Raw genomic sequence first — 22,639 nt, 5'->3', positions numbered from 1 at the left:
TATGTTACATGTATACAAAAATATAACTCCGACTATAGGTAACAGGAGCTGGATAGCCCCTTCTGCAGATGTTATAGGGGATGTCAGCTGCGGAGAGGACTGCTCTGTCTGGTTTGGCTGTGTCGTTCGCGGTGATGTGCATTATATAAAAATCGGCAATCGTGTCAATATTCAGGATTTGAGTATGATACATGTAACGCATTACAAAAAAGAGGACAAAAGTGACGGAAATCCGACAATCATCGAAGATGATGTGACCATAGGACATCGCGTCATGCTGCACGGATGTACCATAGAAAAAGCCTGTCTTATCGGCATGAGCGCTACTATACTGGACGGTGCGGTTATAGGCAAAGAGAGCATAGTCGGAGCAGGTTCGCTTGTGACAAAAAACAAAGTTTTTCCGCCCCGCTCGCTCATCATGGGAAGCCCTGCAAAAGTTGTCAGAGAATTGAGCGAGGAGGAGATAAAAGAACTTTACGCCTCTGCCTCACGCTATGTGGCGTTTAAAGAGGATTACGTTCGATAGTCCGCATTTATTTTGACATATTCATACCCGAGATCGCAGCCAAAAGCTGTGAACTTTCCGTCTCCTATTCCCAAATCGCAATAAATGGTAAATGCTTCTCTTTTCATTATCTCACCGGCTTTTTGCTCCATCACTGCATCGAAATAGAGTGTTCCCCTGTCATAGACACAGACATCTTCAAAGGCAATACGCAGTTTTTCTTCATCCGCATCAGCACCGCTTGCACCGACTGTTGAAGCGATTCTTCCCCAGTTTGGGTCTTCTCCGTAGAGTGCCGTTTTGACAAGTAAAGAATTGGTCAGCGCTTTGGCCACAATCTCTGCCTCCGCATCATCTTTTGCCCCACTCACTTCATAGGTAACAAGTTTTGTCGCGCCCTCTCCGTCTCTTACCATTTCACGGGCCAAAAAACGCATAATTTTATAAAGAGCTTCTGTGAATGCTCTCCTGTGGTAGACTTTACTTTTTGCATTGCTGAGCAACATGACTGTGTCATTGGTCGAGGTATCTCCGTCAACACTTGCGGCATTAAAAGTTGTTTTTACATTTTCAGTTAAAATATTTTGCATTTCATCTTTGTCAATTTTGGCATCAGTTGTGATAAAACAGAGCATAGTAGCCATAGCGGGATTAATCATACCCGCGCCTTTTGCCATTGCACCAATGTGAAAACTGCTGCCGTCTTCAAGCTCAACTCTGTAGGCAATCTGTTTTGAAAAAGTATCGGTTGTCATAATCGCTGCCGCCGCCGAACTGCCGTCTCGTTTTTTCAAATCAAAAAGTCTGGCACCGGCTATAATCTTCTCTTTTGGCAGTCGTACACCGATAACACCTGTTGAGCTCATTACAGGATTGTGCACTTCCTCCGGCAAGGTGGCTAAAATTTCTTCAATATCTTCAATACCTGCTTTTCCGGTCATAGCATTGGCATTTTTAGAATTAATAAGTACAAAATTTGTTTGAAACTCACCTTTTGCTTTAAAGTGGCGTATAGGTGCTGCCGTCATTTTGTTTGTTGTAAATGCTGTTGCTATTTCACACAGGGTATCACTGTAAACAAAAGCCATATCTTTTGCATTGTGCGGTTTTAATCCTGCACTGATGCCATCCGCATAAAAACCTTCTGCCGTACAAACCCCACCATCAACTTTTATCAACTTATACAAACTTCAACTCCTTAGGTTTGACTCTTTTTGAAATCAGATCTTTTGTTATTTTAATGCCTTCCTGTGTGCCTATCACTAGAAGTTTCGACTCACTTGTCACCAAGGTATCTCCCTTTGGCATGCCAATAAGCTTTCCGTCTTTTCTGGTAATTCCCACAACTGATGTGTTTGCAATTTCCCGGATATGTGTCTCTTTCAATTTTTTGAGAACTGCCCAACTGTAACGCGGCACTATGATCTCTTGCATATCCAAAGGATTGTCACTTTTATATAAAAATTCTTCAAGCAGATTTTCCATATCGGGACGGGCTGCCATTGCAGAGACTCTCTGCGCTGTGAGTTTTGTCGGAGAAACGACAGTGTCTGCTCCAAGTTTTTTCAGCTTTTCCACATCACTCATTGTCTCTGCTGAGGATATCACATAATAGGGACGAGGCAAAAAATGTTCTTTTTCAAAAAGCCGCACCGAAGCAATCAGCGCAATATTGTCAGCAATAGAACTCGACAAAGTAATCAAACCTTTTGCAGAAGAAAGATGTGCTTTGAGCATTGAAAGCTCAGCATGAGGCTGTGCCTGCAAAAAATGCGGATATTTATGCTCTATTGCCCATTCGTGGATTTCAGCTCTTGGATCAATCACAATAAAAGGAATATGGTTTTTTCGCAACTGTTTTGTTACTTCTATTGTATAGTCATTATGATAGCACACAACAAAATGCTTTTTAAGTCTTGCTATTTTGTACAGCATTCTTCTCTCCTTCATTATGGCAACAATATGCCCCTTGTTCAGTTCTGAAACCAAAATACCTATAGCACTTGAAAATACTGCAAAACCTGCAATAATTAAATTGATAGTAAAAATTCTTCCTGCGTTTGATATTGGAGCAATTTCACCAAACCCAACAGTAGTAAAAGTAATGGCCGTTTGATAAATTGCATCCATTATTGTAAAATTATCTATAAGAACATATCCGGATGTTCCTATTAACATTACAAATACTGTTAAAATTAAAGGGAGACGAAAAGCTTTAAGGTGGGAATAAACTTCAGGAAGAAGCTTGGGATCAGGTTTGGGAGGGCTCTCCCAATTTAGGAACTTGCGAATCCTTGGTAAAAGATTCAAAACTGATTCCTATAGTCTACGAATTTTTCTTAAGTGTGCGTAATTCTCTTGCAGAAATCTTAATCTTCTTCGTTGTACCGTCGTCTAATGTAATACGAACTGTTCTTAGGTTTAATAAAAAACGACGCTTTGTTCTGTTTTTTGCATGAGAAACATTGTTCCCACTCATCGGGCCTTTGCCGCTGATAGCACATCTTCTTGCCATTTGAGTATCCTTGAATGATATTTTAAAGTTGCGAATTATAGCAAACAAAAGCAAAACTGCAACTTAAGCCTGTTTTGTTTTTTTTGAGAATATACTTTCTATACTTTATTTGAATTTTATCTTAATCTCGTTAGAATATATAATATCCAACATAAAGTAGTAAAATTTGATTACATTACAACAGATAGACGCATTTATAGAAAAAATACCGCCATCACCAAAGATTTTAAAACAGACGCTCGCTTTGCTTGATCAGGGTGATCTGGTTCAAGCAGCAAAAGTGGCACAGAATGACCCTGCACTCAATGCCTATTTGAAAGAGCTGGTGAACAAACCTTTGTACGGGTTTAAAAATGAAGTCACAAATGTTTCTCAGATTTTTGGCATACTTGGTGTCTCAAGATCACAGCAGGCGGCTTACAACTATATGATCTCTTTGCTTTCTCCCGCAAAATGGAAACTCTTCAAACTGAACAAATCTTCTTTTTATGATTTACAGGCCGGACTCTCTGTTGACTGGCACAAAATTACCGCTTATTTGCAGATAGAAGATAAAGACTTTCAGAGTGCTGTTGCTCTGCTCCCTGCAAGTATCATAGTATCCGAAGCACTCTTTTGTGAAAAAATTGAAGATGTAAAGCTTCTTAGAAGTGTAGATGAGATTGATCTCAACACCATATTGCAGAGACTCTGCAATATGGACCTGTTTGATATATGCGAAAGAATTTCCCAAAAATGGGAAATGCCCAAAAATATTGCCGATATCATTCAGGCATCTTCCGGCATTAAACCGTCTCAGGATGAAACAAACAACAAACTTGGAAAATGGATGCATCTGCTACTCTTTTACACCCTGTCAAAACCTGTTTTTATTGAAGCCGGATTGAATGATTTTATTGACTTTCAAATTGATTTTGTCAGCGACATCTATGATGACTTTTCAAAACTGATGGAGATTTCATGAGAGCGGTAATTAGAGAAGGAATCGGCGTATTTCACCCTCAGGGATTCCTTGACGGTTCGTCAGGAAGTTCCTTTCTGAGCATAGAAGATATAGATGCCACACTCAAAAGCAATGCTTCGATGATTCTTGTTTCACTAAAAAAAGTTATTTTCTTCAACAGAAACGGTTTGGACACTTTTGTAAAAATGTTTCAAAAAGTCAGAAGCAAAAACCATATAATCGTCGGTTTTTGTGATTATGACAAAAAGAAATATGATGCTTTTAAAAAATTTTATGATGGCGATTTAAGTTTTTCACTCTTTAAAACTCAGCAAATCGCTTCTCTGTTTGCAGACGGGTTCAAAGGAAAAAATAAAAATATACTGCTTTACAGTGAAGACAAGTCACAAAGAGCCGCTCTGGCAATAGAGTTGCACAACAATGGCCACAACCCGATAGTTGCACAGACAAAAGAAGAGTTTTTACAAAAAGCAAAAGTAGAAAATGCCTATGATGTCATCATAGAAGACACATATCTCGGGCAAATGGGACAAAAAGTTGCAACAAGAGTCACGGGCAATGCCATCATATACACTGTTTCTTCATTTTTGGATGCGGAAATAGGCAATACTTTTAATATAGCCTATCACAACAACTCCCTGCATGTCGGTTTTAGACTTTTTATCTTTGATGCCTACAAAGTTGTCAGTATGAACATTCATGCTCTTAATTTTTTCTCAAAGCTTGCATCATCTTCTGCCGAATACAATGCCACCATATGTTTTGTAGGCATGTCTTTTGACAAAACACCTCTCTCTTTCAAAGAGACACTTGAAGATGCCGGCATCATGTTTTTTGAACAGATGGATGATATTTTACAAAACAAAGAACTTTTGGACGAACTTGGTGCCAGCAGTGCAGCTGCGACAAAGAACAAACGTGCACTTAACAAAGTACTGGTGACAGAACTGCCAAGATTTATTGATGCAACTGTAGCCACTATAGAGATGATGACCAATTCAAAAGCCATCAAAGATGCGGCAAAAGTAGACAAAATTGAAATTACTGACAAAGATGGAAAAATAGCGAGCTCTATCGGTTTTTACGGAGACATTGACGGCATGGTTATGCTTGTTTTTCCGCTGGGCATTGCGAAAAAAGCCTGCGAACTGCTTATTGGGGAGAGTACTGACGACAAAGAGATGATACTTGATACCCTGGCTGAACTTGTCAACATTGTCGGAGGAAAAGTAAAAACACTTTTGGCAGACGAACACATCAGTGTGGATATTACCCTTCCTAGAACCTACCATAATGTTGAAGGACTGCTAGAAGTTGCCAAAGGAAAAAAAGGTGTTCAGGTTGATTTATCCTTTGATAATGACAAGTTTTTGTTTTTCTTAACAAGGTAAAAGCTATTATAGTTTATAATTCCACAATAATTTAAAAGGAAGAATATGCAAGTAGCCCCTAGCGTTCTCTCGGCAGACTTTGGAAATTTGGCACGGGATGTACAGGAAATATGTGAAGCGGAGTGTGATCTGGTACATGTAGATGTCATGGACGGGCATTTTGTACCCAATCTGACGATAGGGCCGGTTGTGGTTTCGGCCATAGCCAAAGCTGCTACAAAACCCCTGGATATTCATCTTATGGTCGAGAACAACACCTTTTTTGTAGAGCTTTTCGCACCTCTGCAGCCAAAATATATCTCTTTTCATATAGAAGAGGAGAAACACCCGCACAGGCTCATACAAAAAATCCGCTCTCTTGGCATCAAACCCTCTATAGTGCTCAATCCAAACACAATTCCCGAAGAATTGGAATACCTTCTTGCTGATTTGGATATGGTTTTGCTTATGAGTGTCAACCCGGGTTTTGGAGGGCAATCTTTCATAGATTCCGTACTTCCAAAAGCAAAAAAACTTGATGCTATGAGAAAAAGACTCAATCCCGAATGTCTTATCCAGGTAGACGGCGGGGTAAGTGACAAAAATATCCATGCACTCAAAGAAGCCGGCGTTGATGTTGTCGTTGCCGGCAGCTATGTTTTTAAGCACGAAGACAGAGCCAAAGCGATAAAGAGCTTACAAATATAATGCGTACAAAAATCTGCGGTATTACCTCTTATGAAGATGCTATGACGGCAATAGATGCCGGAGCTGATGCACTTGGATTTGTATTTTATGAAAAATCTCCACGCTGCTTAACACCTGCTGAGGCAAAAAAAATTATTCAAAAGCTTCCTCCTTTTGTTGAGAAAGTAGCCCTCTTTGTCAACGTCGATGCACAGACAGTCAATGCTACATGTAAAGAGGTTGGTGCGACACTTGCCCAGATTCATTTTGAAGCAGACGAAGCGTTTTATGAGGCACTGAAAATCCCTCATATCAAAGTTATAAGAGCACAAAAAAAAGAAGATGTACTCCAGTATGCTGATGAGTACAGACTTGTTGATGCCTACTGTGAAGCATATGGCGGTGCAGGAAAACAACTTAATGCAGAATGGTTTGAGGGCATTGAATGTTCCAAAATAATTCTTGCCGGCGGCTTAACTCCCGACAACATTCATGCTCTGAAAAAGTACGGTTTTTATGCTTTTGATGTCAGCAGCGGTGTAGAAATATCACACGGGAAAAAAGATACAGCTAAAGTAAGAGAGTTTATACACAATGCTCACTGATAATTTCAATCTTGATGCCAAAAGCATTTCACGACTCTCTTCACGCGGACTCTCTTTAAAAACACTCAAAGAGCAACTGAGCGAAGAGCTTGAACTTTCCATAGAACTCTGGAAAGCACAGGGTTTACATGTAATCAGACACCAGGGATATTACTATTTCGATACAAAATTTATTCCCATCCATCAGGCGGAATTCTGTATCGTTGATATCGAAACAAACGGTTCAAAAATAGAAAAACACCAGATCATTGAGATTGCTGCTGTAAAAGTAAAAAATGGAATAATCATAGACAGATTTGAATCTTTGGTCCATACCAAAGAAATTAATCCTCATATCACGGAGATTACAGGCATAACTGCCGATGATACAACAAATGCGCCTCAGCTCAAAGATGTTCTGCAACGATTTAAACTCTTCTTGGGCAATGCCGTGTTTGTTGCCCATGATGTCAAATTTGATTACAGCTTTATATCCAAAAGCCTGCAAAAAATCGGCTTGGAACCCCTGCTAAACAGGAGTCTCTGTTCTCTTGCCTTGGCTGAAAGAACTATTGTCTCTTACAGATATGCACTTTCCTATCTGAATGAAACACTGCGATTAAATCCGGAAGCCAGGCATCACAGAGCCATGAGCGATGTCATTACAACCTATGGACTGTTTTTGTTAAGTCTGGAGAATCTGGATGAAGATATAAAAACGGTAGAAGATTTAATCAAGTTTTCAAAAGAGGCGCCAAGGCTGAAACGCCCAAAATTTGATCCTCTTTTAGAGATAAAAAAAGAGGAAAAAGAGCAGTAGAGTTACTCCTTGAAAGCACCCGGTTTTGTGAGTTTTGCATAGCGTGCATTCATTCTCTCTTCTTCACTCATAGCTTTTAATTCGTCCACTTTTTGTAAAAAATACTCTTTAAGAACCTGTGCTGCTTTTTCTTTTTCTCTGTGTGCTCCGATTAAAGGTTCATCTATAATATCGTCAATCAAATCAAGCTCTTTTAAATCTGCACTGGTGATTTTAAGTGCGTTTGTAGCAGTTTCTACTTTTTTAGGATCATTCCAGAGAATTGCAGCACAACCTTCAGGCGAAATAACACTGAAGATAGAATAACGCATCATTGCAAATTTATCTGCAACGCCGATGGCAAGAGCACCGCCGGAACCGCCCTCTCCGATAACAATAGAAACCGTAGGAATTTTCAGTTCTGCAAGTTCAAGCAGATTTCTGGCAATTGCCTCGCTCTGGTTTCTCTCTTCTGCCCCTATACCAGGATAGGCACCCGGTGTGTCTACAAGCATAAGAAGCGGAATATTGAATTTTTCGGCCAATTTGGCGGCACGGAGCGCTTTTCTGTAGCCTTCAGGATGCGGCATACCAAAATTTCGCTTCAACTTGTTTTTTGTTCCACGTCCTTTTTGCTCGCCGATAACCATAACTTTTTGATTGTCAATATACCCAATATAACAAAGAATAGCGGCATCATCACGGAAATGTCTGTCTCCGTGTATTTCATACTTGTCTCTCATTATAAGATTAATATAATCCAGTGCATAAGGACGATCAAGATGGCGTGCCAGTTGAAGCTTTTGAAAGTCAGAAAGATTTTTGTAAATCTTTGTAACTTCCTTATCTAATTTCTTTTTCAACTCTTCAACTGCGCCTTGATCATGGCGAACCTGTGCAGAGATTATATCTTCTTGAATAGCTTTTATTTTATATTCAAAGTCTAAGTATGTAGCCAAATTAAATCCTTGTCAATTAGATTTTTTTGAATATAAGAACGCCGTTTGTTCCGCCAAAACCAAATGAGTTACTCATAACAATGTTTAAATCTGCTTTTCTCGCACCTTCAGTAACATAATCCAGGTCACAGTTTTCATCAGGTGTTTCATAGTTGATTGTCGGAGGAATGATACCGTCCCGCATCGCCATCAAACATGTAACAGCCTCTATACCGCCTGCTGCACCGAGACAGTGACCGATCTGTCCTTTGATAGAGCTCATCGGAGGACAGTTTTCTTTTCCGCCCAAAAGATCTTTCAGCGCTGCTGTTTCATTTTTATCATTTACCGGTGTACTGGTTCCATGTGCGTTGACATAGTCAAGTTTCGGTTCACCGGCCATTTTATAGGCAGCTTTCATCGCACGGGCAGGACCGTCCAATGATGGTGTTGTAATATGATTCGCATCACCGCTTTCACCAAAACCGATAATTTCACCGTATATTTTTGCACCACGCGCAACTGCATCTTCGTATGTTTCCAAAACAAGAGCCGCAGCCCCCTCTCCCATAACAAAACCGTCACGATTTGCATCAAAAGGACGAGAGGCATGCTTGGGATCATCATTTCTTGTAGAGAGTGCTTTCATCGCGGCAAATCCGCCGACTCCCACACCTGTTATAGCAGACTCTGCCGAGACAACCAGCATTTTATCGGCTCCGCCGCATATAATGGTTTTTACCGCTTCACTGATTGCATGTGTTCCTGCGGCACAGGCTGTTACACTTGAAAGGTTTGGTCCTTTTGTTCCGTGTTCTATAGAAACAAATCCTCCCAGCATATTTACAAGAGCACCCGGAATAAAAAACGGAGAAATTCTTCTTGGTCCGCGAGTCTCTAAAATAACAGAACTTTTCTCAATGGAAGGGAGTCCGCCGATTCCTGAACCTGCACTGATTCCGAATCGCTCCATATCTGTATCTTCAGGAAGTGCCGCATCTTCCATCGCTTCTTTGGCAGCTTTGAGTCCAAGGTGGATAAATCTGTCTGCTTTTTTTACTTCTTTGGGAGGCATAACCGTAGCAGGATCAAAGTCTTTGACTTCTCCGGCTATTTTTACACTGAATTTTTCAGGGTCAAATATAGTGATGATGTCTATTCCGCATTCACCGTCACATATAGCTTTAAAAGAACTCTCTTTATCGTGACCTACTGAATTTATCATTCCCAGACCTGTAACTACCACTCTTTTCATTGAATATTCTCCATAAAATAATAAAATACTTTTAAAAATCAATACAAAAATTAACTATTAAAAATATTTGCTTTCAAAGAGATGACTAACCTCTTTGAAAAATTAAAAAACTGACTACTTGTTTTCGATATAGTTTACAACATCTTGAACAGTTTGAATTTTTTCAGCTTCATCATCAGGAATTTCGATGTCGAATTTTTCTTCAAGAGCCATTACCAGTTCTACAACATCAAGACTGTCTGCACCTAAATCTTCTACGAATTTTGAATCCGGTTTTACTTCATCTGGGTTAACGCTTAACTGCTCAACTACTACTTCTTTAATATCATCTAAAAGTGCCATTATAGCTCCTGTTTTTTTAAGTTTAAAATCCTGTAATTATAGCATAAATATCTTAGAGGACATTTATGCCATGTTCATTCCGCCGTTAACTTTTAAAGTTTCTCCCGTAATGTAACTTGCATAGTCCGAAAGTAAAAAAGCTGTTGCGTTTGCCACCTCTTTTGCATCACCGAAACGGTTCATAGGAATCTTGTCTGTAAAACTTTTTTTCACCTCATCACTCAGCACTTCTGTCATTTCAGTTGCAATAAATCCCGGTGTGATAGTGTTGTATCGTATACCGCTTGTCGCAGCTTCAATTGCAAAGCTTTTTGTCATTGCGATAACCCCGCCTTTGCTCGCTGCATAGTTTGTCTGTCCGCCGTTTCCTGTTTCGCCTACAATCGAAGCAATATTGACAACCGAACCGAATTTTTTCTTTCGCATAACTTTCATAGATTCGCGACATCCGATAAAAGCAGAGGTAAGATTAGCGTTAATAACAGCCATAAAATCTTCTGTTTTCATACGCAATGCCAGCTTGTCTTTTGTAATGCCTGCATTGTTTACAAGATAGGAAAGCTCACCGTCCGCATCCACTATTGTCTTTATCCCGTCAATAAAAGCTGCCTCATCGGTTACATCAAACCCGATAACCGCCGCACTGCCTCCCTCTGCTTCGATTGCCTCTTTTACCGCATCCGCTTCTTTTGCGCCGCTTCTGTAGTTTATCCACACCTTTAGACCAAATCCCGCCAAAGTTTTGGCGATTTCTGCACCTATTCCACGGCTTGCGCCTGTTACTAAAACATTTTTTCCGCTAAATTTCATTATACCTTCCTTTAATTTTTTTGTAAAACACCCAGGCCTGCACTGAAGTACGGGTTCCTGAAAAATTATACATTTTCGGAATCGGCACTTTTTATGCTAAAGCATGAGTTGTGAGAAAAACTGAATTTTTTTCTGTAGTGTCAGTTATACTTCTACCAAAGCTCCATCCATCTCTTTTGGAATCGGAAGTTCCATCAGCTTTAAAACCGTCGGGGCTATGTTGTTGAGCCCGCCCGGTTTTACTTTTTCAACACCCTGTGCATCCACAAAGCACCATACTTTTCCGACCGTATGGTTTGTCAGCACATTGCCGTTTTCGTCCCGCATCTCTTCACAGTTTCCATGATCGCTTGTCAACACAAATGCATACTCTTTTTCTTTTGCTTTGGCATATATTTTTCCCAACTCTTCGTCAACAGCCTCGACAGCTTTCTTTGCCGCTTCAAAATCACCGGTATGTCCGACCATATCTCCGTTGGCAAAATTTACCACTATGAAGTCATACTCCCCGTCCATTGCCTTACGAACAGCCTCACCAACCTCTTTTGCACTCATTTCCGGTTTCATATCATATGTTTTCACATTTGGCGAGGGAATCAAAACCCGTGTTTCATTTTCATACGGTTCATCAATTCCGCCGTTAAAGAAAAAAGTCACATGTGCGTATTTTTCCGTCTCTGCGGTATGTAACTGACGAAGCCCTGCGCTGGCAATCACTTCAGCCAAAGTATTTTTTGGCACATCTTTTCTAAACATCACAGGATAGGGAAAATTTTTGTCATATTCGGTAATTGTTGCAAGGTTTACATGCTGTACTTTTCTTTCAAATTTTGTAAAATTTTCATCAGCCAGTGCCGTTACCATTTCTCGCATTCTGTCACTTCTGAAATTTACAGTAAGGACACTGTCTCCCTCTTTCATCCCCTCATATCCTGCAAATGCAGTCGGCTCGACAAACTCATCGGTTTCGCCAAGTGAATAAGAGTGCCCGATATAGGCTTCAGGCGTCATGTCTGTTTGCGGTTGTGCAGATACAATAGCATCATAGGCACGCTTGATCCGTTCCCAGCGGTTATCTCTGTCCATTGCATAAAAACGCCCGGATATGGAAGCAATTGTTACATTTTCGTTCAAATGCTTTTTTACTTCTTCTAAATATTTTTGTGCCGATGTTGGAGAGACATCTCTTCCGTCTGTAATAAGATGCAAAAAGACTTTTTTACCGTTTTTTGCCGCAATATCAGCTATACCCATAAAATGATCTATATGCGAGTGCACTCCGCCGTCACTCATCAATCCAATTAAATGCAGCCTGTCCGATTTTTGAAAAAGCTCTTGCAAAACTTCATTTTGCTCCAAAGAACCGTCTTTAAGCGCCAATGATATTTTGACCAGATCCTGATACAGAACACGTCCGCTGCCTATACTCATATGCCCAACTTCAGAGTTGCCCATCTGACCCTCGGGAAGTCCGACACTCAAACCAAAGGTTTCTATAAGAGCGTGCGGCACTTCATTAAAAAATTTGTCATACGCAGGTTTATTTGCATTATAAAATGCATTATGCTCTGTTTTTTCACAGTAGCCAATACCGTCTGTTATGACTAAAATTGCTTTTTTACTCAATTTTATTCCTATTAATAATTTTCTTGCGTGATTATACTATAATGTCACTTTCAAATAACAAACAAGACTCTAATCAGGACAAATATTTGCTATATTTTATACATCAGTTTCTCGACATAAATATTTTAGGCTATATTACTATTCGTGCCGGAATCGCTTTTTTTATTGCCCTCACTCTTACATTGTACTTAATGCCAAAATTTATACGTTGGGCCCAAAAAACATCCAGTGTGCAGCCTATTAACGAATGGGCACCGCAAAGACATCAGGAAAAAGTCTCGACGCCTACAATGGGAGGCATCGTCTTTATAGGTGCTACCATTATTGCCACACTTCTGACAGTCCGTCTTGACAATGCGTATGCTTTGGCCGGACTGCTTACCCTTGTGCTTTTTTCGCTCATAGGCTTTTGGGATGATTTTGCAAAAATCAAAAAAAATGAAAATCTTGCAGGCTTTAAAGCAAGAACAAAACTGCTGCTTCAAATCATTTCAGCCCTTGCTGTTTCGTGTTTTTTATGTTACTTTGCTGATTTTAACACCGATTTGTATGTGCCTTTTTTAAAAACACCTCTTCTTGACATGGGTGCATTTGCCGTTCTTTTATGGGTTTTGGTCATTATTTCCACTTCCAATGCAGTCAACCTGACAGACGGACTCGACGGTCTTGCAACAGTGCCTTCCATCGTTGCCCTTGCCACTTTCAGTATTATCATCTATATTATAGGCAATGTCAAAATCAGTGCTTACCTGCTCATGCCTCATTTTGAGGTCAGTGAAGTAGCCATTATTGCCAGTGCCCTCATAGGTGCGCTTACAGGCTTTTTGTGGTACAACTGCCATCCTGCAGAAGTTTTTATGGGAGACAGCGGTTCTTTGACCATAGGCGCATTTTTGGGATATCTGGCAATTATCAGTAAAAGCGAAATACTTCTGCTCTTGATTGGTTCCATCTTCGTTATAGAGACGCTTTCCGTTATTCTTCAGGTAGGCAGCTTCAAGCTCCGTAAAAAACGGGTCTTTTTAATGGCGCCGATTCACCATCATTTTGAAATGAAAAAATGGGCGGAAAACAAAATTATCGTCCGTTTTTGGATCATTGCTATTCTTTCGAATATTTTGGCACTCATCACACTCAAAATCAGGTAGAAAACATGAAGAACATAGCTATACTTTCATCGCATAACGGAAGCGGTCTTGATGCCATCTTTGAAGCTGTCAATGCAGGAATTTTATCGCTCAACATTGCCTTGGTGATTTCAAACAACACAGATGCCAAGGTTTTGCAAAAAGCAAAAAAATATGGGCTTACATGTAAACTTGTCAATGCAAAGACAGATACGGATCCTGATAAAACTATTTACCGGCTGCTGAAAGAGTATCAATGCGAATGTGTTTTTTTATCAGGTTACATGAAAAAGCTCTCTCCTTTGCTTACATCTAATTTTACAATAATCAATTCGCATCCCTCTCTACTGCCAAAATATGGCGGTGCCGGCATGTATGGACGCTTTGTACATGAAGCTGTCATAAAAAACAGAGAAAAAACAAGCGGTGTCACCATTCATGAAGTCAATGAAAATTATGATGAGGGAAAAATCATCTTGCAAAAATCATTACAAATACTCCCTGAAGAGACGGTTGATTCACTTGAGAAAAAAATCAAAACCCTGGAAAAAAAAGCAATAGTTGAAGGGCTTGCTCTGTGTTTGAAATAGCAGAGTACATAGGCATTATCGCTTTTTCAATGAGTGGCTTTTTTGTGGCAACCAGAAACAGGCTTGATCTGCTCGGTGTATTAGTCGCTACATTTCTAACGGCTCTTGGCGGCGGAATCATGAGAGATGTTACCGTAGCAAAAATTCCTTTTACTTTTTCGCATAACTATCCGGCACTGATTGTCATCTCTGTTTTGCTGCTTCTTATCATTTTTAAATTTCATCACCGCAACTCTATCGAGAACAAAGCTCTTTTTATTTTAAGTGACTCTATCGGTCTGGTCTCATTCAGTATCTCGGGGGCACTGATCGCCATAGAGAGCAGTTTCAATCTCACAGGCATTATTGCCATGTCCTTTCTGACCGCAGTAGGGGGAGGAATTGCACGTGATGTCATCATCAACGAAGTACCTTTTGTTTTAAAAACAGGTTTTTACGGAACAGTTTCTATTCTTATTGCCGTTATTTTATATGCACTGCATACTTTACATGTAACCACGTATACAAATATTTCTATCCTCTTTTTTGCTGCACTGACCCTCAGGCTTATTGCCTACTATGCCAAATGGTCTATCCCTTTACGATAACATTTATCATTAAGCTAAAAAAGAGTACCATTTACCTGATTTTAAAATAAAAACAGGGTTAGATATGAAAAACAGCTGGCATGCTCTTCATCAAAAAGAGATATTGGAAACCTTAAGCTCGGATTTGAATAAAGGACTTCAAGAAGATGAGGCAATAAAAAGGTACAAACAATATGGTCCGAATCTTTTAAGTGTCAAAAAAACAAAATCTGCACTCCTTCGTTTTTTAAGTCAATTCAATCAGGCACTGGTCTATATTTTGCTGGCGGCTATTGTCATAAAAATATATCTGGGTGCCTACGTTGATGCCAGTGTGATCTTTGGTGTTGTTTTGCTCAATGCCATCATAGGATTCATCCAGGAAAACAAAGCACTCAATGCACTGGCCGCTTTGTCAGAGTCTTTAGTTACAGTAAGCACTGTGTTGCGTGGCGGAAAAAAACAGCAGATTGATGCAAAAAAACTTGTGGTTGGAGATATTGTGTTGCTGCAGTCAGGAGACAAAGTCCCTGCTGATATGCGGCTTCTCTCATCCCGTGAACTGCAGATAGACGAATCCGCCCTTACAGGAGAATCAACCCCTGTTTCAAAAACAGATACAATACTTCCCGAAGATGTTTCTCTTGCGGATCGCACCAATATGCTCTATTCGTCAACTTTTGTCACATACGGTACAGGCACAGGTGTTGTTGTTGCAACAGGCGATGAGACAGAAATAGGTCATATTTCAAAGCTGCTTAATGATGCAACCGTATTGGATACTCCTTTGACACGTAAAATATCCAAATTCAGTCATCTCTTATTATTGGTAATTCTCTTTTTGGCAACAGTCACATTTGCTGTAGGGCTATGGCACGGTAAATCCTGGGAAGAGTTGTTTATGGCATCCATTGCACTGAGTGTTGCCATGATACCCGAAGGTCTGCCTGCTGTTATGACAATTATCTTGGCTATCGGTGTCGCACGCATGGCAAAACGAAATACAATCATTCGCCATCTTCCGGCTGTAGAAACCCTGGGAAGCACCACAATAATCTGTTCAGACAAAACAGGGACATTGACACGCAATGAAATGACCGTCCAGGAACTCTACTGCGCAAATGAGAAATTTGAGATAAGCGGAGTCGGGTATTCGCCCGATGGAGAGATCCTCCAAGAAAACAAAAATTATGACAGCGGCAAGAACCGGACTCTTTTGGAACTCTTCAAAGCAGGAGTTTTATGCAATGATTCCACACTCAAAAAGAGTGAAAAGGCATGGAGCATAGAAGGAGATCCTACGGAGGGAGCATTGCTGGTCTGTGCAAAAAAAGCGGCAATAGACACTGACGCATTAAGAGCTGACATGCCAAGGATAGATGCGATCCCCTTTGAATCGCAATACCAGTATATGGCAACTCTGCATTTTGACAAAGAAACAAACAAATATATCATTTATGTAAAAGGTTCTGCAGAGAGTATTACCCAGCGATGCAGTACTGTTTTGGATGTAAACGGCGAGCCTGTCCCTCTCGATGAGAATGACATTTTTATGGAGGTGGAATCTATGGCAAAAAAAGGCTTAAGGGTCTTGGCCTTTGCCAGACTTGTTATAGAGCACAAAATAACACTCGAACATGAACATATCTCTCACAATTTGGAGTTTATCGGTCTTCAGGGTATGATAGATCCGCCAAGAAAAGAGGCAATAATTTCGATTGAAGCATGCAAAACGGCAGGCATAGATGTAAAAATGATTACAGGGGACCATGCCATAACAGCCACAGCAATTGCCAGGCAGATGGGATTAATCCATTCTGCGAAAAAAGATGAAAACAGTGTCGTCATTACAGGAAATGCACTGAATAATTTACAAGAAAAAGAAATGCTCGAAGCTTCAAAAAATGCTTCGGTATTTGCCAGAGTAACACCGGAACAAAAACTGCGTATCGTCGAAGCCCTCCAAAAGAACAATGAAATTATTGCAATGACAGGAGACGGTGTCAATGATGCCCCTGCGCTTCGCAGAGCCGATATCGGAATTGCTATGGGGATCACAGGGACAGAAGTTGCCAAGGAAGCGGCAGATATGGTACTGACTGATGATAATTTTGCTTCTATAGAGGCAGCTGTCGAAGAGGGACGGGCTGTACTGGAAAATATTATCAAATTTATCGGTTTCATATTGGCAACAAATCTTGGAGAGGGACTTGTTATCATGGTTGCTATTTTGGCGAATGTCACACTCCCGATTCTTCCTGTTCAGGCTTTGTGGATCAACATGACAGCTGCAGTTTTTCTCGGACTGGCCCTGGCATTTGAACCGCAGGAACCAGGTTTGATGCAAAAACCGCCGCATCCGCCATCTGCTCCGATACTAAGAAAAGAGATGCTGATTCGTATCTTTTTAGTGGGTACAATGCTCCTAGGCGGCTCTTTTGGCTTATTTGAACTGGCACTCATGCACGGAAACAGTTTGGAAGAGGCCCGCACAATAGCAGTCAATGTTTTTGCCGTTGGAGAATCTTTTTATTTGCTCAATTCCCGTTCACTGCGTTTTTCCATATTTAAGCTGGGACTCTTCAGCAATCTCTGGATATGGATCGGTATTTTTTGTATGATAGGCGCTTCTGTTGCCCTGACATATCTGCCGATTATGAATAAAATGTTTCATACTGCACCGATCAGTTTGCATGACTGGCTCAATATATTTGCCGTTGGAGTGCTGATTTATGTTACAGTTGCCATTGAAAAAATGGTTCGGCAGCGGTATTCAAGCATATAAAGCAGTTTTGTATGGCATAATTTAGATTTAGGGGCAAAAAACAACATGACAAATGAAGAAATTTTTAGTAATGTTTTCAAGCAGCTCAAAAGTATTGCATCAAAAGATAAAAAAAATATTTTTTATCTTCTGTACTATTCTGTTATTGAAGCAATTTTACTGCTTGTGAGTCCGTTGACCTCAGCATTTATTATTAACAGCGTACTGGCACATGCTTCTATCTCCATTACTGTCTTAAGCGTTGTCGTAATTGTCATTTTTTCACTTATTGCAATTTTGCAAGTCATAAAAGAGTACATCATAGAAAAATTTGAGCAAAAAATATTTGTAAAAAATGCCATTAAAGTCTCTGAACTTGCGATCAACAATAAAAACAACCTTCAAAACAAAGATAAAATCGACAAATATATGAACTACTTTTTTGATGTTGTACACATACAGAAACTTTTTCCGATTTTGCTCCTCAATGGTTCCAGCCTTATTATCAAAGTTGTCATAAGCCTGCTGCTTCTTCTTCTGTTTGATGTTTCCTTCTTTGTACTGGGCGTGGTTTTTATAATTATATTTGCGATTATGATTTTATTTTTAGGAAGAAAAAGCCCAAAAAATGCAGTCGCACGGTCTGATGCAAAACATAATGCCATATACTTTTTGCAAAGTATTCCCTTCTTAAACGATACAAGCCAAAGCATATCATCCAGGCTGGATGGATATCTGACAAAATACATTTCAAAAAGACAGCAAATGTTTGCAATAATCATCAAACAGGTTGCGCTTACTTTTGTTACAGAAGGATTTATTTTGGCATCCTTCTTCATTTTGGGCGGTTATCTTGTTTTTGAAGGCATTGTCCCTATTGGAGAGTTCGTTGCAGCTGAGATCCTCATTATCTCTGTTGTCGGTGCCCTAAAAGAGTTTATTGAAAAAATAGATTATATTTATGACATGATTGAGGGTTTTTACAAAATCGACAAACTCTCTAAAGTCTTTGAAAGTGAAGAAACGTGAAAAAATACAAATCATTGGAACTCGTCGAACCACATAAGTTTATAAAACACTGGATGCTTATTACCTTCTCTATTATATCAATTTTCATAATTTTGCTTTTTTTGCCATGGCAACAAACTGTTTTCGGTATAGGAAAAGTAATCGCATTAAATCCTACTGAACGGGAGTACAACATAGTTGCAACCGTTGATGGCGTAATAGAGAAGTTTTATGTGCAAGAAAATCAGGAAGTTAAAAAAGGGGAACTTCTTTTTTCAATGAGAGATTTGGACAAAGATTATCTGCAAAGGCTCCAGGATATCCAACAGCAGACACAAAACCAGATAAGCAATCTTGCAATTAAACTTGAAAATCTAAAAAACAACCTCACCAATCAAAAAGAAAACCTTGAAAACAAAATGAAAGCTTTTACTACAAAAATATCACAGCAAAGAAACAAAATCCTTGCTCTGCAGGAGAAAAAAACCGCACTGACCAACCAGGAAAAAATTGCCTTTATCAACTTTAAAAGAACGCAAAAACTTTTTCAAGACGGTATAGAATCAAAAAGAGCACTGGAGGTACAAAACAATGCGTACATATCAACCAAAGCAGAACTTTCAATAATAAACACAAAAATAGAAAATGCCTACAAAGAAATATCAGTACTCCAAAATGAAAAAGATGCGATTTTCAATACACTGACACAAAAGATAAACACCATAAAAAACAGATTGCTGGAAACAAAAAACAGCATAAATACACTTAAAAAGAATCTGCAAAACGAAAGTGTAAAACTTTTACGCTATGAGAATAAAGACATTAAAGCCAAATCGGATGGTTATGTGGTCAGAATCTATCAAAATGACACAAACAAACTTCTCAAAAAAGGGGAGAAGATTCTCTTTTTTGTTCCAAAAGTAACAACAAGGGCCATTCGCCTTGAAGTCTCCAACTTCAATATGCCACTCATCAAAAAAGGCCTTGAAGCCCGTATAATATTTTACGGATGGCCCGCTCTGCAGATTTCCGGATGGCCAAAAATCTCTCACGGAACATACGGCGGAAAAATTGCCACAACAGAACAAACGGCATATGATCAGAATAACTACTATGCACTTGTTGTAGAAAATGAAAAAGACAGCAAATGGCCTCCGTCACATCTTTTAAGAAACGGAACACAGGCAAAGATATGGGTACGGCTCTCAACGGTTCCTATCTGGTATGAAATATGGAGACTCATATCGGCACAACCGCCAAAAATGGTCCATGTAAAAATAGATGAATCGAGTTTTTAAATGCAGATAAAAAGCTTGCTTATCGTTCTTTTATGCAGTTACGGTTTTGCCCAGGAAGTATTTGTCCAAAAAGACATCATAAACTATTTTAATGAAAAAAACCCTTTTTACTACGAAAAAGTGGGTGATATTTACATTAAAGAATACAATGAAATTTTCTACAAGGGTGCTTTTGATATAAAACTTAATGCAAACTATGAAAAAAAAGAGTACCCGCTCTCTACAGCAGAGTTTACAAAAGCAGGACTCAGGCAGTCTCTTGGAAACGGAGTGGAATTTTCAGCCGCATACAGAAAAGCAACAGGAACACAGGAGTACAACAACATAAAAACATCCAAAGAGGGAGAAGCCATTGTCAACCTGCATCTTCCAGTTTTCAATATCATTAACAGCATCAGCAAAAACCAAAAGAATCTCTCTCTTGCCCAACAAAAGACAAAAATAGCAAAACTGCAATCACAGGACAAAATCATCAAATTTTATCTTGATGTATCAAAGCTCTATTACAGGCTTTTGCTTCACAAAGAGCTGCTCCAAGCCAACAGAGAACTTCTCAACAAAGCATATATTAATTTTGCATTTATTGACAAAAGTATTCAAACCGGAAAATTGCCGCAAATAGCATTAACAGAGATAGAAAGTGAAATTATCAACAGAAAACAGAGAGTTGTACTGACAAATATGCAGTTTCAAAAAGTTTTTTACTCTTTTTTGCAATATCTCAATATTAGCAAAAAAGATTTTGATGCCAAGTATACACTTCCGGAATTGCCAAAGCAAAGTTCTTTGGAGCTGCTGCAGGATCAAGCAGTTCAAACAGCCTTTAAAAACAGTTTGCTTCTCAAAGCGTTACATGTAAAGGAAAAAGAAATAACAATTAAACAAAAGTACAATGAAGTCAAAAAGTACCCAAAACTGGATGTCAATTTTTATGGTGTCTATGATTTGCAATACAAAGAAGGGTACAAAGCTACTTTTGATTTCAATCTTCCTTTACAACGAAGTTCCTACAAAGGACAAAAAGGTGCCTATACAAAAGAAACGCTTTTGCTGCAAAACAGGATAGCACTCCAAAAGAGCAAACTAAGAACGGCCATCATTACAGTACTGCAGGAGATAAAAACAAAAAAAGAGATTATAAATCTTGCAAAAAAAGAGGTGACACTCAAACAAAAAGTTGAAGATGCGCAAAGAAGACGCTACAAGCTTGGCATAGGAAACCTGCTTACGCTCAACCAAAGAGAGATCATAACACTTCAGGCAAAACAAAAACTCCTCAGTGAATACTATAAACTTATAGAAAAAGAGCTGGAATTAAAATACATTCTAAGGGAGCCGCTGTGAATCTTTTTAAAATATTGAGAAAAAAGTGTACAATGTTATTATACAAGGTGGTCATACTATGAAAAATATTCAAATTGGAACCCGTTTTCTCTTTGTTCTTTCCAAAAGAATGTTTTTATTTTTTATTATTTGGATAATACTGACAGACGGCGACATCTCTTCTCTTTGGATTGGCATTCCTGCTGTATTGCTCTCATCCATAATCAGTCTTATCCTTGTTCCTCCTGTCTTTTGGAACTTTACTGCATTCCTGAAATTTATTCCGTTTTATCTTATACGCTCTCTTTTGGGAGGATTTGATGTCATGTTGCGTGTTTTTCATCCGGCTCTTCCGATAAACCCTGGTTTGCTAAAGTATCAGCTGCATCTTCCAAAAGGAGTACAGCAGGATATGATTGTCAATGTATTAAACCTGCTTCCGGGTACACTTTCAGTAGAAATTGAAAATAATTTGTTGTTGATTCATGTTTTGGATATTGGCAAAAATATCAAACAAGAGGTCCTGCTCATTGAAGATTATATCAATGAGATATTTTCCAAAAAGACCAACACTCAAGGTAGTTCAAATGAAAAGATTTAAAAACATACTCTGTATTATTGAAGATACACAAGCGAGCCAAAGCATTTTGCAACGCGCTGTCAAGTTGGCAACAGACAATCAGGCAAAACTGACAGTTGCGAGTGTTATTAACAACTCAAAAGCCAGTTTTGGTATTTTGAAAAACTTTTTGGATATGGATGTAAAAACTCTTTTAAAAAAAGAAAAAACAAAAGAGCTTGAAGATTTGACACAGACTGTTTCAAACCAGTCAGATATTGAAATTAAAGTATTTTTCGGAACACCTTTTTATGAGATAATCTATCATGTTTTGCTAGACAATTATGATCTGGTCATCAAAATTCCGGAAAATGCAAGTTGGATGCATCGATTGTTCGGGAGCAATGATATGCATCTTTTACGAAAATGTCCATGTCCGGTTTGGTTTATCAAAAAAAACAGCCCTGAATCTTTCAATCATATCATGGCTGCTGTCGATGTAAATATTGACACTGAAACGGAAGAAGAACCAGATACACAGGAAAAGCTAAACCATCAAATTCTTCAAATAGCAAGCTCTCTTGCTGTCAGCGAGTTAGCCCAATTACATGTACTGCATGTATGGGATGCTCCAGAAACAGCACTCATGCAGGGTGCATTTATAAAGATGCCGGATTCAGAAGTTATTAAATATGCACAGGAGATGCAGCATCTGCATGATTCAAAGCTGCAAGCACTCTTACGTGATGCAGCGCATACGCAAATCGGTGATATGGTAAAATTCCTAAAACCGAATATTCATCTGCTGCGAGGTTTGCCAAATAAAATTATTCCCCAGTTTGCTCAAAAACTGCAAATTGATTTGATTGTTATGGGCACTGTCGCGCGAACAGGTTTGGCCGGAGTCATTATGGGAAATACAGCAGAAGACATACTCAACCAGATAGACTGTTCGGTTCTTGCCGTCAAGCCTCCGGGATTTAAAACTCCTGTATCCCTGTAGGTA

23 protein-coding genes are annotated in these 22,639 nt (G+C 39.3%); 15 read left to right on the top strand and 8 right to left on the bottom strand.

Translation table 11 applies throughout. From position 1 onward, the window contains the following. Nucleotide 1: 1 nt before the first annotated feature. On the top strand, nt 2-529 hold the full coding sequence (locus ACM66U_RS02920; RefSeq protein ID WP_418641086.1) for a gamma carbonic anhydrase family protein: 528 nt from the start codon (nt 2-4) through the stop codon (nt 527-529). On the opposite strand, the gene argJ is transcribed toward ACM66U_RS02920, so the two are convergent. Genes argJ through rpmB form a run of 3 tightly spaced genes read right to left on the bottom strand, consistent with a single transcriptional unit; the run spans nt 517 to nt 3,023 of the window. Further along, nucleotides 517-1,695 (bottom strand): bifunctional glutamate N-acetyltransferase/amino-acid acetyltransferase ArgJ, encoded by a 1,179-nt coding sequence (gene argJ, locus ACM66U_RS02915; protein WP_418641085.1) that lies wholly within the window; start codon nt 1,693-1,695, stop codon nt 517-519. The genes ACM66U_RS02920 and argJ overlap by 13 nt on opposite strands. Continuing rightward, nucleotides 1,688-2,818: a potassium channel family protein gene (locus tag ACM66U_RS02910; protein WP_188109979.1), complete on the bottom strand. Its 1,131-nt coding sequence runs from the start codon at nt 2,816-2,818 to the stop codon at nt 1,688-1,690. The genes argJ and ACM66U_RS02910 overlap by 8 nt, the downstream gene beginning before the upstream one ends. 16 nt (nt 2,819-2,834) lie before the next feature. Continuing rightward, nucleotides 2,835-3,023, bottom strand: a complete 189-nt coding sequence (gene rpmB, locus ACM66U_RS02905; RefSeq protein ID WP_418641084.1) for a 50S ribosomal protein L28 — start codon at nt 3,021-3,023, stop codon at nt 2,835-2,837. Nucleotides 3,024-3,189: 166 nt separating this feature from the next. Here rpmB and ACM66U_RS02900 point away from each other — a divergent pair, with 166 nt between their 5' ends. From ACM66U_RS02900 to ACM66U_RS02880, 5 genes are read left to right on the top strand one after another with little or no spacing between them, the layout of a single operon-like run. After that, on the top strand, nt 3,190-3,987 hold the full coding sequence (locus ACM66U_RS02900) for an HDOD domain-containing protein (protein ID WP_418641083.1): 798 nt from the start codon (nt 3,190-3,192) through the stop codon (nt 3,985-3,987). Continuing rightward, nucleotides 3,984-5,378 (top strand): chemotaxis protein CheX, encoded by a 1,395-nt coding sequence (locus tag ACM66U_RS02895; protein WP_418641082.1) that lies wholly within the window; start codon nt 3,984-3,986, stop codon nt 5,376-5,378. Before ACM66U_RS02900 ends, ACM66U_RS02895 begins: the two co-directional genes overlap by 4 nt. A gap of 45 nt (nt 5,379-5,423) precedes the next feature. Next, the gene (gene rpe / locus ACM66U_RS02890; protein WP_346389434.1) at nt 5,424-6,065 is read left to right on the top strand and encodes a ribulose-phosphate 3-epimerase; all 642 of its coding nucleotides are present in this window, start codon (nt 5,424-5,426) and stop codon (nt 6,063-6,065) included. Next, nucleotides 6,065-6,649, top strand: coding sequence for a phosphoribosylanthranilate isomerase (locus tag ACM66U_RS02885; protein WP_418641081.1), 585 nt, complete (start codon nt 6,065-6,067; stop codon nt 6,647-6,649). Before rpe ends, ACM66U_RS02885 begins: the two co-directional genes overlap by 1 nt. Next, nucleotides 6,639-7,448 carry a 3'-5' exonuclease gene (locus ACM66U_RS02880; RefSeq protein WP_418641080.1) on the top strand — a complete coding sequence of 270 codons (810 nt, stop codon included), beginning with the start codon at nt 6,639-6,641 and terminating at the stop codon, nt 7,446-7,448. The genes ACM66U_RS02885 and ACM66U_RS02880 overlap by 11 nt, the downstream gene beginning before the upstream one ends. A 2-nt stretch (nt 7,449-7,450) precedes the next feature. Here ACM66U_RS02880 and accA read toward each other — a convergent pair whose 3' ends face one another. From accA to gpmI, 5 genes are all read right to left on the bottom strand, one after another. Further along, nucleotides 7,451-8,386, bottom strand: a complete 936-nt coding sequence (gene accA, locus ACM66U_RS02875) for an acetyl-CoA carboxylase carboxyl transferase subunit alpha (RefSeq protein ID WP_151900921.1) — start codon at nt 8,384-8,386, stop codon at nt 7,451-7,453. Between the two features lie 16 nt (nt 8,387-8,402). Continuing rightward, complete coding sequence (locus tag ACM66U_RS02870) at nt 8,403-9,620, bottom strand: beta-ketoacyl-ACP synthase II (protein WP_151900922.1); 1,218 nt, start codon at nt 9,618-9,620, stop codon at nt 8,403-8,405. A 114-nt stretch (nt 9,621-9,734) separates the two neighbouring features. Further along, nucleotides 9,735-9,962: an acyl carrier protein gene (gene acpP, locus ACM66U_RS02865; RefSeq protein WP_013326372.1), complete on the bottom strand. Its 228-nt coding sequence runs from the start codon at nt 9,960-9,962 to the stop codon at nt 9,735-9,737. A 63-nt stretch (nt 9,963-10,025) separates the two neighbouring features. Next, complete coding sequence (fabG, locus tag ACM66U_RS02860) at nt 10,026-10,772, bottom strand: 3-oxoacyl-ACP reductase FabG (protein ID WP_151900923.1); 747 nt, start codon at nt 10,770-10,772, stop codon at nt 10,026-10,028. Nucleotides 10,773-10,916: 144 nt separating this feature from the next. Continuing rightward, nucleotides 10,917-12,398, bottom strand: a complete 1,482-nt coding sequence (gene gpmI, locus ACM66U_RS02855; protein WP_418641079.1) for a 2,3-bisphosphoglycerate-independent phosphoglycerate mutase — start codon at nt 12,396-12,398, stop codon at nt 10,917-10,919. A gap of 86 nt (nt 12,399-12,484) precedes the next feature. On the opposite strand from gpmI, the gene mraY reads away from it, so the two are divergent. From mraY to ACM66U_RS02810, 9 genes are all read left to right on the top strand, one after another. Beyond that, a complete protein-coding gene (gene mraY / locus ACM66U_RS02850) occupies nt 12,485-13,546 on the top strand; it encodes a phospho-N-acetylmuramoyl-pentapeptide-transferase (RefSeq protein WP_151901544.1) in 1,062 nt (353 codons plus the stop codon). A gap of 5 nt (nt 13,547-13,551) precedes the next feature. Further along, nucleotides 13,552-14,115, top strand: coding sequence for a phosphoribosylglycinamide formyltransferase (locus ACM66U_RS02845; RefSeq protein ID WP_418641078.1), 564 nt, complete (start codon nt 13,552-13,554; stop codon nt 14,113-14,115). Beyond that, nucleotides 14,103-14,702 carry a trimeric intracellular cation channel family protein gene (locus ACM66U_RS02840; RefSeq protein ID WP_346389405.1) on the top strand — a complete coding sequence of 200 codons (600 nt, stop codon included), beginning with the start codon at nt 14,103-14,105 and terminating at the stop codon, nt 14,700-14,702. The genes ACM66U_RS02845 and ACM66U_RS02840 overlap by 13 nt, the downstream gene beginning before the upstream one ends. Nucleotides 14,703-14,766: 64 nt before the next feature. Further along, nucleotides 14,767-17,466 carry a cation-transporting P-type ATPase gene (locus ACM66U_RS02835; protein WP_418641077.1) on the top strand — a complete coding sequence of 900 codons (2,700 nt, stop codon included), beginning with the start codon at nt 14,767-14,769 and terminating at the stop codon, nt 17,464-17,466. 45 nt (nt 17,467-17,511) lie between these two features. Then, the gene (locus ACM66U_RS02830; RefSeq protein WP_418641076.1) at nt 17,512-18,474 is read left to right on the top strand and encodes an ABC transporter ATP-binding protein; all 963 of its coding nucleotides are present in this window, start codon (nt 17,512-17,514) and stop codon (nt 18,472-18,474) included. Further along, the gene (locus ACM66U_RS02825) at nt 18,471-19,751 is read left to right on the top strand and encodes an HlyD family secretion protein (protein ID WP_418641075.1); all 1,281 of its coding nucleotides are present in this window, start codon (nt 18,471-18,473) and stop codon (nt 19,749-19,751) included. The genes ACM66U_RS02830 and ACM66U_RS02825 overlap by 4 nt, the downstream gene beginning before the upstream one ends. Continuing rightward, entirely contained in the window at nt 19,752-21,095 is a 1,344-nt protein-coding gene (locus tag ACM66U_RS02820) for a TolC family protein (protein ID WP_418641074.1), read from the top strand. 58 nt (nt 21,096-21,153) lie between these two features. Then, nucleotides 21,154-21,675 (top strand): Na+/H+ antiporter subunit E, encoded by a 522-nt coding sequence (locus ACM66U_RS02815; protein WP_418641073.1) that lies wholly within the window; start codon nt 21,154-21,156, stop codon nt 21,673-21,675. Next, nucleotides 21,662-22,636, top strand: coding sequence for a universal stress protein (locus tag ACM66U_RS02810; RefSeq protein ID WP_418641072.1), 975 nt, complete (start codon nt 21,662-21,664; stop codon nt 22,634-22,636). Before ACM66U_RS02815 ends, ACM66U_RS02810 begins: the two co-directional genes overlap by 14 nt. Nucleotides 22,637-22,639 lie beyond the last annotated feature (3 nt).

It is taken from the genome of Sulfurimonas sp. ST-27 (assembly GCF_048081595.1).
Classification (GTDB): domain Bacteria; phylum Campylobacterota; class Campylobacteria; order Campylobacterales; family Sulfurimonadaceae; genus Sulfurimonas; species Sulfurimonas hydrogeniphila.
Note: the sequence above shows the minus strand (reverse complement) of the source record. Positions and strands in the feature narration are given on the sequence as shown.